Origin of the sequence: Kosakonia sp. MUSA4, from assembly GCF_013085925.1 — a bacterium.
Lineage (GTDB): Bacteria > Pseudomonadota > Gammaproteobacteria > Enterobacterales > Enterobacteriaceae > Kosakonia > Kosakonia sacchari_B.
Genome location: NZ_CP025697.1, coordinates 827,371 through 839,914, shown reverse-complemented (window position 1 = coordinate 839,914; position 12,544 = coordinate 827,371). Strand labels below are relative to the sequence as shown.

General features: G+C 52.0%; 11 protein-coding genes and 1 tRNA gene. 6 read left to right on the top strand and 6 right to left on the bottom strand.

Features of this window, described 5'->3' with window-relative positions; genetic code table 11:
• Positions 1-227 precede the first annotated feature (227 nt).
• Complete coding sequence (locus tag C0557_RS03905; RefSeq protein ID WP_208657546.1) at positions 228-461, bottom strand: hypothetical protein; 234 nt, start codon at positions 459-461, stop codon at positions 228-230.
• A 442-nt stretch (positions 462-903) separates the two neighbouring features.
• Between C0557_RS03905 and C0557_RS03900 the strand changes: the two genes are divergently transcribed.
• The 4 genes from C0557_RS03900 to mobH all read left to right on the top strand — a co-directional run bounded on the left by C0557_RS03900 (position 904) and on the right by mobH (position 4,326).
• Positions 904-1,194: a hypothetical protein gene (locus C0557_RS03900; RefSeq protein ID WP_208657545.1), complete on the top strand. Its 291-nt coding sequence runs from the start codon at positions 904-906 to the stop codon at positions 1,192-1,194.
• Positions 1,195-1,254: 60 nt separating this feature from the next.
• A complete protein-coding gene (locus C0557_RS03895; RefSeq protein ID WP_208657544.1) occupies positions 1,255-2,160 on the top strand; it encodes an ArdC family protein in 906 nt (301 codons plus the stop codon).
• A 65-nt stretch (positions 2,161-2,225) separates the two neighbouring features.
• Complete coding sequence (locus C0557_RS03890) at positions 2,226-2,597, top strand: hypothetical protein (protein WP_208657543.1); 372 nt, start codon at positions 2,226-2,228, stop codon at positions 2,595-2,597.
• 130 nt (positions 2,598-2,727) lie between these two features.
• The gene (gene mobH / locus C0557_RS03885) at positions 2,728-4,326 is read left to right on the top strand and encodes a MobH family relaxase (protein WP_208657542.1); all 1,599 of its coding nucleotides are present in this window, start codon (positions 2,728-2,730) and stop codon (positions 4,324-4,326) included.
• On the opposite strand, the gene C0557_RS03880 is transcribed toward mobH, so the two are convergent.
• Both C0557_RS03880 and C0557_RS03875 read right to left on the bottom strand, forming a co-directional pair.
• Complete coding sequence (locus C0557_RS03880) at positions 4,323-5,510, bottom strand: integrase arm-type DNA-binding domain-containing protein (protein ID WP_208657541.1); 1,188 nt, start codon at positions 5,508-5,510, stop codon at positions 4,323-4,325. The two genes, mobH and C0557_RS03880, sit on opposite strands and share 4 nt — an antisense overlap.
• Positions 5,511-5,673: 163 nt before the next feature.
• A tRNA-Thr gene (locus C0557_RS03875) sits at positions 5,674-5,749 on the bottom strand.
• Between the two features lie 554 nt (positions 5,750-6,303).
• On the opposite strand from C0557_RS03875, the gene C0557_RS03870 reads away from it, so the two are divergent.
• A complete protein-coding gene (locus C0557_RS03870; protein ID WP_208657540.1) occupies positions 6,304-8,094 on the top strand; it encodes a methyl-accepting chemotaxis protein in 1,791 nt (596 codons plus the stop codon).
• A gap of 126 nt (positions 8,095-8,220) precedes the next feature.
• Here the strand turns inward: C0557_RS03870 and proA are convergent, their stop codons facing one another.
• Together proA and proB are read right to left on the bottom strand one after the other, a co-directional pair.
• Positions 8,221-9,474: a glutamate-5-semialdehyde dehydrogenase gene (gene proA / locus C0557_RS03865; RefSeq protein WP_208657539.1), complete on the bottom strand. Its 1,254-nt coding sequence runs from the start codon at positions 9,472-9,474 to the stop codon at positions 8,221-8,223.
• Between the two features lie 11 nt (positions 9,475-9,485).
• The gene (gene proB, locus C0557_RS03860) at positions 9,486-10,589 is read right to left on the bottom strand and encodes a glutamate 5-kinase (RefSeq protein ID WP_043954824.1); all 1,104 of its coding nucleotides are present in this window, start codon (positions 10,587-10,589) and stop codon (positions 9,486-9,488) included.
• Positions 10,590-10,884: 295 nt separating this feature from the next.
• On the opposite strand from proB, the gene phoE reads away from it, so the two are divergent.
• Positions 10,885-11,955: a phosphoporin PhoE gene (phoE, locus tag C0557_RS03855; protein WP_208657538.1), complete on the top strand. Its 1,071-nt coding sequence runs from the start codon at positions 10,885-10,887 to the stop codon at positions 11,953-11,955.
• Positions 11,956-12,096: 141 nt separating this feature from the next.
• Here the strand turns inward: phoE and crl are convergent, their stop codons facing one another.
• Entirely contained in the window at positions 12,097-12,495 is a 399-nt protein-coding gene (gene crl, locus C0557_RS03850; RefSeq protein WP_064568334.1) for a sigma factor-binding protein Crl, read from the bottom strand.
• Positions 12,496-12,544 lie beyond the last annotated feature (49 nt).

Sequence of the window (12,544 nt, the reverse complement as noted above, 5' to 3'; positions counted from 1 at the left end):
CCTGATGTGTTCACTCTTCTGAAATGCCCGTTGGATCCTTGCAAATCAGCACGGCCTGTACAAATATATTTTGTTCAGACGGCGATATAATCAGGAATCTGCAACAATATTTACAGACACGATAACGGGTTACATGCTCCAAACAGATAAGGACTGTCGGATGTATTCGAACAACCGGGACAAAAATAAGTTCGTGGCTGGAAAGTGCATCAAATATCTAAAGAGAATTAATCATGCAGCAAGATATTGTAATTTTTCAATCCCTCCCGCTCTGGCCCGCTGTTCTTTACTATGTTATCTCTGCCATCATTTTTATATTGCTGTACATGGGGAAAATCAAAGTCAACAAACTCCATAAATACCCGTTGTTTATTTTTTACATGCTGTTTGTCATCGCGATGGCCGCGATCCAGATTAATATCTTCGCCAATGGGCAAAGCTTCGTAAAAGGTTTCCTGCATATCGACTTTGATCCCTGGCAATACGATTCAATCTATTGGGGAGCCTTATTTTTCTCGTTGCTGTATTTGCTGGCTATGCCCAGGAATAAATTCTGACGGGCCTGTCAGACCCGGCTTGTTCCGGAAACGCCGGGTAAACCGCATTCATCACAACGCCAGAGGTTCCACAAGGTATTAAAAGCTTTACGGTGTGCAGAGAACTCTGCACACCAGACCTTCCTGTCCTTCTCATGTCATCAAATCCAAAAACTTCCGCTGCTGGTAATGATTTTCCACTCCCTTTTATGCGGAGCGAATAAAACACTGACACCGCTGATGAAGTAAGTTCGCCATCTGTCCGGAAGCCGCGAACGGCGCTGATGCGCAGGATATCCGTAGTCATTCATCCCGCAGGGAAACGCCCTGCGACGGGTGTTCCCTGCTGTTAAACAGGAGAAACACCATGTCTTTTTACAACAAAAAATCGACGCTGTTGCCGGTGGTCATCACTCCCGACGTATGGCAATCCGCCGTGGCATTCCCTGCCGATCCGCTGCAAGTCGAAAAACGGTTAAGTGAGCTGTTACTTGCGGTACTGCTGACGATGCGCACGGCCGGGCCAGCACGCAGTCACATCGCCTTTACGATCTACTGCCAGCCGCCACAGGGGGATATGAAAGATCCCGTACTGTTACCGCTCTCGCTCAGCTATCACGCGCACTACGTGCAGATCGCAATGGCTGCAAAAGTGTAACCCTCCCTGCCGGAGTTTCTCCGGATGGAGGCTCCGGCTTCTTTCCATAAGGACGCAAAAATGGACAGAAGCAACGATATCTACCAGAAAGTGACCGACCAGATTATCGCAGAACTGGAAAAGGGCCATGCGCCATGGATCCGCCCGTGGCGCGACGGTGAACCCCCGTTCCCGATGAACGCTGTATCTGGCCGCCCGTATCATGGCATCAATGTCCCGTTGCTATGGGGCAGCGCCAGCCAGCAAAGTTTCGCCAGCGATCGGTGGCTCACTTTCCACCAGGTTAGCGAACTCGGCGGGCATGTCCGCAAGGGAGAAAAGTCCTCGCTGGCCGTGCTGTACCTGCCGCGTTCGCTGGAGGAAACCGATGCCGATGGCCAGCCGGTGCTGGATGAAAAAGGTGAGCCGAAGCTGCGGCATTTCGGGATCATCCGCGAATTCCGGTTGTTTAATCTCACGCAGTGCGACGGGCTACCGCAGACGCTGTATGAGCCGTTTTCCCGGCCGGGAGAACCGGTGGAAATCGCAGAGGCTATTGCACGTAACAGCGGTGTCACACTGCGCCACCGCCGACAGTCGCAGGCGTATTACAAGCCTGCGGCCGATCTGGTGATGATGCCGCAGCCTCAGCAGTTTGAAAGCAGTGACGCGTATTACGCCACATTACTGCACGAACTGACGCACGCCACCGGCCACGCCTCACGTCTTAGCCGCCCGGGTGTTAACGGGACTAATCGCACTGAAGAGAGCTATGCCGCTGAAGAACTGGTGGCAGAGATGGGCAGCGCTTTCCTGTGCGCCCACTGTGGCATTCAGGGCCAGCTTCAGCACAGCAACTATATCGGTTACTGGCTGAAGATCCTGCACCAGGACAAACACGCTGTGATCCGTGCCAGCGGTATGGCACGCAGTGCCTGTGAATGGCTGATAAACGCAGTACCACAAGCCTGTCGGCTCAGCGCCTGACAACCCACCCGACCGGGGAGCCATCCCCGCCGGGGTGATGCTCCCCTTTTATTAAGGAGCAAAGAATGGGACTCGATATTTACTTTCTCGGACAAGCGAAAAACGCGCCTGACGACTGCCAGCCCGCCAGGGTGGGCTATTTCCGCAAAGTTAATCCCCTGCTGAACTGGGTGGATAGACATGTCGGACTGGTGCGTAACCAGTTGCCGTTAGAAATGACAAAGGCACATTTACAGGCTTTACAGAATGACCTGCAAAGCCTGACGCCGGATAACTGTGGCACCGTTTTCCCCACCATTGATGGTTTCTTTTACGGTTACACCACCTATGGTGAAACCTACTGGCAGGACGTTCGTGCCGTCACCTGCTGGGTGAAAGAGACACTGGAAACATTCGATTTTGAGCAGGACAGGCTGTTGTTTTACGCCTGGTGGTAAATAAAGCAAAAGTGGCCGGTGAACATCGGCCACTTTTTCTCAAAGCCGTGGGGCAAAGGATGAACTGCGCTAAAGGGAAAAAGCAAAGGAAGGGCGATAAGGGGAAAGGGGCCTGCCCGGAAAGGCATATATGCTGAAATGGCTACAGAAAGCGTTGCATAAATCCCAGCCTGCGCCAGACGCTGCGCGACCGGAAGGCTGGTTTGCGCCACTGGCCGCAGAAGATCTGCTGGCGACACCTCAACGCCAGGACCACCTGCACCAGCTACGGCAATTCACACCGCTGCCCGATACCCTGTTCGATAACTGGCTCCTCGTGACCATCCGGCGTTTCGCAGGTCTGGTTCAGCAACTCCCCGCATCCCGCGGGCATCACCATGCAGAGCCAGGGGGACTGCTGGATCATTCGCTGGAGGTTGCCTGCAACGCAGCTCGCCTGCGCCAGGGGTATCTGCTGCCACCGGAAGCCGGTGCTGAGGAACAGGCTCGGCAGGCCAGTGCCTGGACAGTCGCTGTGGTGTGTGCGGCGCTACTGCATGACGTAGGGAAAATCGCGGTGGATATGGAGATTCAACAACTCAATGGCGCGCTCTGGCACCCGTGGCAGGGAGATCTGCTGCAGCCCTACCGCTGGCAATACCGCAGCACCGGGCAGGATTATTACCTGCATTCGGCGGCTGGCGCATTACTGGCGAGTAATTTGCTGCCTCCGCCTTTACTGGACTGGCTGACCGGGTATCCGGCGGTATTCTCAGCGCTGATTTACCAGCTCACCGGGCACAACGAACGGGCTGGCGTATTAGCAGAACTGGTGCAGCAGGCCGATAAAGCCTCCGTCACCAGAAGTCTCGGCGGCGATATCAAAACGGCGCTGGCGCACAAACCCTCCTCCCTGCCCCAACAGCTTCTCACTGCCCTGCGTTCGCTGGTACAGGATGAGTACCGCTTGAATAACCCGGAATCGGGTTCTGATGGCTGGCTGACGGAAGATACACTCTGGCTGGTCAGCAAAACCACCGCCGACCGGGCTCGCGCCTGGCTGTTGCAGCACGGTGTCACCGGCGTGCCGAAAAATAATAACCGCCTGTTTGATGAATTACTGACGCATCAGTTGATCGTTGCCAATGACGATAAAGCAATCTGGCGTTGTGTTATTCAGTCCGACCATGGCTGGTCACCCGCCGAACCGCTGACGCTGCTGCGACTGTCGCCTTCCGCAATCTGGGCGCAACCGGATCAGCGACCGGCATGCTTCGCAGGACGCGTTTCACCTGTAAGCGAAACGCCTCCGGCACCCGAACTTAAGGTACCGGAACCATTAGCTCCGGTGATTCAGGATACTCCACAGCCCAGTAATAAGGACGGCTTCATATCCTGGCTGAAGCGGTACGTTACTGCTTCTGACGCGGTAAACACCAGACAAGGAAAAGCTCATATTGTCGAAGACCACCTGTTTCTGGTGACGCCAGGGATTTTCAAACTGTATGCGGCCGAAACCACAGGCGATGCTGGTGATAGCTGGAAACTGGCGCAGAAAACATTTCAGGAATCCGGGCTGGCCCTGCGCTGTAATGAGGACTCATTTATCTGGACCTGCGAGGTAAAAGCACCGCGCAAAACCAGCCAGTTGAAAGGGTTTCTGATGAAGGAGACCGGACTCGTTTTTGGCGAAGAAGTGCCGGTGAATAACCCGTGGGTGAGGCTGGTGACAGCAAATCATCAAGATTAATAATCGCGACTAATACAACTAATACGGATAAATTCAGAATACCACTCCATCATTCTTCTTCTGTTCTCTAAATATTGAGCATGATTATAAGTTCCACGAATACTATTTTTATCAACATGCGCTAGCTGCAGTTCAATCCATATGCTTTCATAACCATTTTCATGCAAAATCGTAGATAGCATATGCCTGAATCCATGACCAGTAACTTTCCCGCTATAACCAATACGCTTGATCAGCTGGTTTATACTCGCCTCACTCATAGGCTTGTTCGGATCATTCCGCCCCGGGAATACATAACGATAGTTCCCTGTCATTATTTTGAGTTCATTGAGTAAATTTAATGCTTGAGGAGATAGCGGCACAAAATGCGGCCTGCGCATTTTCATCCGCTTAGCTGGAATTTCCCAAAGTGCATTATCCATATCAAATTCTTGCCACAAAGCTGCACGTAATTCTATGGTTCTTACGCCAGTTATCATTAATAGCTTCGTCGCAATCTGAACAATTTTACTTCCGCTATAGCCTTCTAATGCTTTGAGGAAATCAGGTATCTCTTCTGCTTTAAGAAACGGGAAATGATTCGATTGATGTACTTCGAGGGCACTGGAGAGATCTGCCGCTGGATTAAACTCAGCTCTTCCGGTGGCGATGGCATAGCGAAAAACCTCTGAGCAGCGCTGCCGTACCTTACGCATTTTTTCTAACGCCCCACGCTTTTCAATTTTTCGCAGAACGTTAAGCAGCTCTAATGGTTTAATTTCGCCAACTGGCCTTGTACCAACATAAGGGAAAATATCGTTCTGAAACGCTTCCATAATGTCTGAAGCGTAGCCCGCAGACCATTTGGCAGACTTCATCTGATGCCATTCTCTGGCAATCTTTTCGAAGGCGTTCTCAGACTCAGTTTGCAATGCGAGTTTTTGCTCTTTACGAACCTCGCTAGGGTTCTTGCCTTCTGCAACCAGTTTTCGGGCGTTATCGCGCCGGGAACGTGCATCAGCGAGAGTGATCGCCGGGTAAACCCCAAGTGAGATCATTTTGGGCTTACCGGCAAAGCGATAGCGGAACCGCCAGCTCTTGCTTCCGTTTGGTTCAATAAGCAATGAGAGCCCCAGGCCATCTCCCAATGTATAGGGTTTAGCTTCAGGCTTAGCGCGGCGAATCTGCATATCGTTTAAAGGCATGTGTATAGAACCCCCAGACCGAACAGAACCTATACACCATCCTATACACATTCGGCTCTGGATTCTACTGGATGAAAAAGGACTAACACGGACACCGTAACCTAAAAAATCTTTAGATAACAGGGCGTTTAAGGACGAAAATGGATGAATATGGACTTCAAGATGGTGCCGATAATAGGAGTCGAACCTACGACCTTCGCATTACGAATGCGCTGCTCTACCAACTGAGCTATATCGGCCCTGCGATGCGTTCACGAACGTGAATCACGGAGTAGAAGGTTAAAACTAAGCGAGTGATGCGTCAATGCCCTTGGGAATCAAACGGCTACTTTTGCACCATCCTGCTTCATTTCTGCGCGGTTGCGCGTGCTGTCGCAGGTAGACTGCTGACATTTCCAGCAGTCGCACCGTTTCTGTGTACCGTCACCACGGTTATATCTTAGCCGGGTCAAACGGACTAAAAGTATGAACAGATGTGTTTATATAATTTACGCAAATTATTCGTGAATTTATTATAAATATTATTTCATTTAAGGCCGTTATTTAAGTATAGATAATTCTCTTAACTCACTACATTCTCATATATTAAGTGGAATCCTATAAAACATTTAAATATGTTGGCGCGATATGTCCTTATTTCCACACTTCTTTTTTATTCATCAGCATGATTAGCCACATAAAAGCGCTGTATTCAACCTATATGAAGGCTTCCCTTGCTGATTGAGTAAAGTATTATATATAAGTTATTACTCCATTACGCTTAGTTGTATTCCTCGAGACACAAGGACGCTTTATGCTCTCATCTTTTCGGAATCGAATATTATTTATTGTGGTCGCAATTCTGGTGCTATCACTTTCTCTGAACACTGCAATTAACTATTTTATCAGTAATAATGCGACGACAAAGTCGATCAACTCAACCCTGACTTCCTTAGCGGAAAGTAACACAACAACAATAGAACAGTGGGTCACCACGCGAATAGCGCAAATAGCAAATCTCACACCTTACGTTAATCATCCGGACCCGGTAGCGCTGCTTAAGCAAGCCGCCGCAGCCGGAAACTTCTTAAACGTTGACATTGCATTTACTGACAAGCATGTTTTATCTTCCGACCCTTCAGGTATTCCTGAAGGATATGATCCTACCAGTCGGCCGTGGTATATCGAGGCTAATAATGCCAGAACAACCATCATTACTGAGCCTTACCAGGATATCTCTTCCCGCCGTTTGACGATGACTATTGCCACACCAGCTTTCAACAATAACGCGTTGCAAGCGGTAATCGAAGGCGATATCGCAATGGATGAAATTATTAAAAACGTCCGGGCGATACATCCAACGCCACACAGTTTTGGCATGCTTATCGATTCGCAAGGGCAAATCATTGCGCACCCCAATGATGATCTCACCATGAAGCAGTTGGGTTCTGTCAGCCCGGACCTTAATTTATCTCAGCTACTCACTTCCGCTACGCCAGTTGAAGCAAGCGTTTCCCGGGCAGATGCCTATCTGCTGGCTCGCCCGATCAAAGGCACGGCCTGGTATATCGTTGTAGCGATTGATAAAAATGAAGTCAGAAGCGGGATGAATACCTTACTGCAAATGTCAGCCATTTCGCTGCTCGTTCTGATCTGTTTATCTGTGCTGACCGTCGGCTACATTACGCAGAAGAGCGTTGCACCTCTGATTAAGATCCGTGAAGCGATGGACGAATTCTTCTCTTCCGATAAAGGCGATCTGACGCAGCGTTTACCGGTACACGGCAAAGATGAAATCGCACAAATCGCCATAGCCTTCAACGGTTTCACCGACAAACTGGTCGAAGCGATGACCAGCATCCGCAACAACAGCGGGCAGGTACGCACCGCGGCGATAGAAATGTCATCACGAAACGATGATTTGGCTCTGCGCACGGAAGAGTCTGCCGCCAGCCTGCAACAGACGTCAGTATCGCTTGAGGAGATCTCGGCCAACGTAGCCCACTCGTCGGCCACCTCGCGCGAGGCGAATACGGCTGCCGTTGACGCGGCAAGTGATGCACAGCAAGGCATTGATTCTGTTCATTATCTCATTAAGACAATGAAAGAGATTGAAGCCGCATCGTCACAAATTAGCGTGATCACCAGCGTGATCAACGGCATCGCTTTCCAGACAAACATCCTGGCGCTCAACGCCTCGGTAGAAGCGGCGCGCGCTGGCGAACAGGGGCGTGGATTTGCCGTTGTCGCCAATGAAGTGCGGCAGTTGGCCAGCCGTAGCGCAGAGGCGGCGAAGGAGATCAGCAATCTCATCGACACCACGGTAAGCAGCGTCGCCTCCGGCGTGCAGCAGGTTGATAATACCAGTATGACAATGCAAAAAATCGTCGGTAGCGTCTCCTCGGTCACCACTATGATTGCTGAAATCAGCCTGGCGACAGAGGAACAAACCAAAGGCATCAATGAAATCAGCAAAGCCGTAACGCAGCTCGAAACTACCGTGCAGCGCAACGTGCAGCTGACGGAAGAGTCCAAAGGCACCGCTTCAGGGCTGTTGCAGCAGGCAAACGAGCTTATGGATGCCATCCGGCGCTATAAAATGTAAGGCTTCGCGCCTGTAAACAGGCCGATCGTTGAAGTTATTTGCGAGAGGAATTTGCAGGCGCGGCAAGAATCAGAGCCGAAGAATAACAAACGGGCGGTACATCAGAGGATGCACCGCCCGTTTTATTTATGCGCGAACGGTATTGTCGCCAAAACCAATCCACTTATAGGTGGTCAGCGCTTCTAAGCCCATCGGGCCGCGCGCGTGCAGCTTCTGCGTGCTGACAGCCACTTCCGCGCCAAGGCCAAACTGGCCGCCATCGGTAAAGCGCGTGGAGGCGTTCACATACACCGCCGAAGAGTCCACTTCATTGATAAAGCGGTCCGCATTGCGCAGCGTACGGGTCAGGATCGCGTCAGAGTGCTGCGTGCCGTGCTGGCGAATATGATCGATAGCCGCATCCAGATCGGCCACGATTTTCACATTCAGATCCAGCGACAAAAACTCGTCGTCGTACTGCTCCGCTTTCACCGCTTCCACTTTTGCCGGGCCGCTTTTCAGCAGCGCCAGCGCCTGTTCATCGGCGTGAAGCGTAACGCCGCTTTCCGCCATCTGTTTGCTCAGCGCAGGCAGGAAAGTCGCTGCAATATCCTGATGCACCAGCAGGGTTTCGACGGTGTTGCAGGTGCTTGGGCGCTGCGTTTTGGCGTTGACGATCACCTTCAGCGCCGGTTCGATCTCAGCAGACTCATCCACCACGATATGACAGACACCAATACCGCCGGTGATCACCGGGATGGTTGACTGCTCGCGGCACAGCTTGTGCAGACCCGCGCCGCCGCGCGGGATCAGCATGTCGATGTATTTATCCATGCGCAGCATTTGATTGACCAGTTCGCGCTCCGGGCTTTCAATCGCCTGTACCGCACCGGCAGGCAGGCCGCACTCTTCCAGCGCCTGCTGAATCACTTTTACCGTGGCCGCATTGGTGCGCCAGGTTTCCTTGCCGCCGCGCAGGATTGCCGCATTACCGGTTTTCAGGCACAGCGAAGCCACATCAACGGTCACGTTCGGGCGCGCTTCATAAATCACGCCGATAACGCCCAGCGGTACGCGACGGCGCTCAATGCGCAGGCCGCTGTCCAGCAAACCGCCGTCGATCACCTGGCCGACCGGATCGGCCAGTTTGCAAACCTGACGGACATCGTCGGCGATCCCTTTTAAACGCTTCGGGTTCAGCGCCAGACGGTCGAGCATCGCTTCGCTCAGGCCGTTGCGGCGAGCTTCCAGCAGATCCTGCTCGTTCGCCAGCAGGATCTCTTGCGACTGCGCTTCCAGGTAATCGGCGATTTTTTCCAGCACGCGGTTTTTCTCGCGGCTGGAGAGCAATGCCAGCTTGTATGATGCTGCTTTCGCAGCAATGCCCATTTGTTCCAGCATACTTCTGCTCCTTAACGGGTAATCATGTCGTCGCGGTGAACGGCGACAGGGCCATATTCATAGCCCAGAATGGCGTCGATTTGCTGCGAGTGGTGCCCGGCAATACGGCGCAGCGCATCGCTGTTATAGCGGGTAACGCCATGGGCAATATCGCGCCCCTGCAAATTACAGATGCGGATCACTTCACCACGCGAGAAGTTGCCTGTCACGCTTTTAATGCCTTTCGGCAACAGTGAACTGCCACGCTCGAGGATCGCGGCGGTAGCGCCTTCATCAACGGCTATCTCCCCCGCTGGCGGCGCGCCGAAGATCCAGCGTTTGCGGTTTTCCAGCGGCGAAGCTTGCGCATGGAAACGCGTTCCGACGGAGATCCCCTCCATCACATCGCCAATCACCCCCGGTTTGCTGCCTGCGGCGATAATGGTGTCGATCCCGGCGCGGCAGGCAACATCGGCGGCCTGCAATTTGGTGCCCATTCCGCCAGTGCCGAGGCCAGAAACGCTGTCGCCCGCAATCGCGCGCAGGGCATCATCGATGCCGTAAACATCTTTAATCAGTTCCGCATCCGGGTTGTTACGCGGATCGGCAGTGAACAGCCCCTGCTGATCGGTCAGCAGCAGCAACTTATCCGCACCGGCCAGAATCGCGGCCAGCGCAGAGAGATTATCGTTGTCGCCGACTTTGATTTCCGCCGTCGCGACCGCGTCATTCTCGTTAATCACCGGCACGATATTGTTATCAAGCAGCGCACGCAGCGTGTCGCGAGCGTTAAGGAAGCGCTCTCTGTCTTCCATATCCGCGCGGGTCAGCAACATCTGCCCGACGTGAATACCGTAAATAGAAAACAGTTGTTCCCATAACTGAATCAAACGGCTCTGCCCGACCGCCGCCAGCAGTTGTTTCGAGGCGATGGTGGCGGGTAATTCCGGGTAGCCCAGGTGTTCGCGCCCGGCGGCAATCGCCCCGGAAGTCACAATTACAATACGATGCCCGGCGGCGTGCTGCTGCGCGCACTGGCGCACCAGTTCCACAATATGGGCGCGGTTCAGGCGACGGGAACCGCCCGTTAAAACACTGGTGCCGAGTTTTACCACCAGCGTCTGGCTGTCACTCATGATTCTCTGCCGTTTTTAAGAAAAAATAAGAAATATCGATAGTCGTCAGACGTTGTAACAGGAGTCGCGGCGATTGCCAACCGTCAGTGCAATCAGGCCACTTTTTTGTTGCGCGGGATCAGCAAGCCTAACGGTAAATTTTGACGTTTTTATTGCAAACAAACTAAAACACAACTTTTTAAAATTATTCTCAATTTGTCATAAATAGTTAATTTCAGAGCGATAAAACCCTTCCTGTTTTTCACGGGGCATATGCCCAGCGAATATTAGCGCGTTAGTTAAATCAGGAATCAAAATGAAAAAGAGCACTCTGGCATTAATGGTAATGAGCGTTGTCGCTTCTGCATCCGTTCACGCAGCGGAAGTTTATAACAAGAACGGCAACAAGCTGGATGTGTACGGCAAAGTGAAAGCCATGCACTACTTCAGCGACGATACCAGCAACGATGGTGATAAAACTTATGTTCGTTTCGGTTTCAAAGGCGAAACGCAGATCAACGATCAACTGACCGGTTATGGTCGTTGGGAAGCTGAATTTGCCGGTAACAACGACGAAACCACCTCTGGTCAGAAAACCCGTCTGGCGTTTGCTGGCCTGAAAATGAAAGACTTCGGTTCTATCGACTACGGTCGTAACCTGGGCGTGCTGTACGACGTGGCTGCCGTAACCGATATGTTCCCGGAATTCGGCGGTGACGGTCTGGCTCGTACCGATAACTTCATGACCAAACGTACCACGGGCGTTGCAACTTACCGCAACACCGACTTCTTCGGTCTGGTTGACGGTCTGGATATGTCCCTGCAATACCAGGGTAAAAACGAAAACGGCCGCAGCAGCGTCATCAAACAGAACGGTGACGGCTGGGGTACTTCTCTGGCGTACGATTTCAGCGGCAGCCCGGTTACGCTGATCGGCGCTTATGCCAACTCTGACCGTACTGACGCACAGAATACCTCTCTGGCGCTGGGCCGCGGCGAGAAAGCAGAAGCGTGGGCAACTGGCGTGAAATACGACGCGAACAACCTGTACATCGCCACCATGTACGGTGTGTCTTACAACATGACGCCGATCTCTTCCAGCAAGGGTTTTGCGAATAAAGCGCAGGATTTTGAAGCGGTTATCCAGTACCAGTTCGACTTCGGTCTGCGTCCGTCCCTGGGCTATGTCCTGACCAAAGGGAAAGACATCGAAAACGGTATCGGCGACGAAGATCTGGTTAACTACATCGACGTTGGCGCAACTTACTACTTCAACAAAAACATCTCTGCGATGGTGGATTACAAAATCAACCAGATCAAAGATGACAACAAACTGGGCATCAGCAGCGACGATATCGTAGCCGTTGCCGTGACCTACCAGTTCTAAGTTTTTGAACCCGTAACACCCTCGTTATATTAATGCCCTCGACTGAGGGCATTTCTTTAACCTGTTTCAGGTTACAAGCTGGTCAGTGCCAGAAGCCCGATACGCGAAAGGCGAGCGGGCCTTTTTTATTCAGGGGGGGATTTACGCGGGGAGTTTCAACGACTCTTTGAAATTATCGGCAGGTTCCAGCTTCAGCTCTAAGGACGCCAGCATCGTACGCGCCCGTTCGTGGAAATCACGTAGCGTCTGTTCGAGGCGATCGACCACTTCCTGATCTTTAATTGCCGTCGGCTTCCAGTGCCCTTCTTTATCAAACAGCCCAAACTGATAACGGTAGGTAAAACGTTTTTCCTGGGCTTCCATTTCCATCCACCATCCCCAAAACTCGCGTTTCTCCGGCGCTGGTTTTACGTTGACGCAAACAGCCAGGCAATCAAAGAAAAAGCGGTTATCTTCGCACTGCTCTTCGCGGATATAAGGCCCAAGCGCAGTAAATTTTTTAACCAGTCTGCTTTTCGGATGTCCACTCGGTAACGTCATTGCGATCTCCTTTTGTGAAGCAACTGTTTTACCAAATCAATAGAATTTA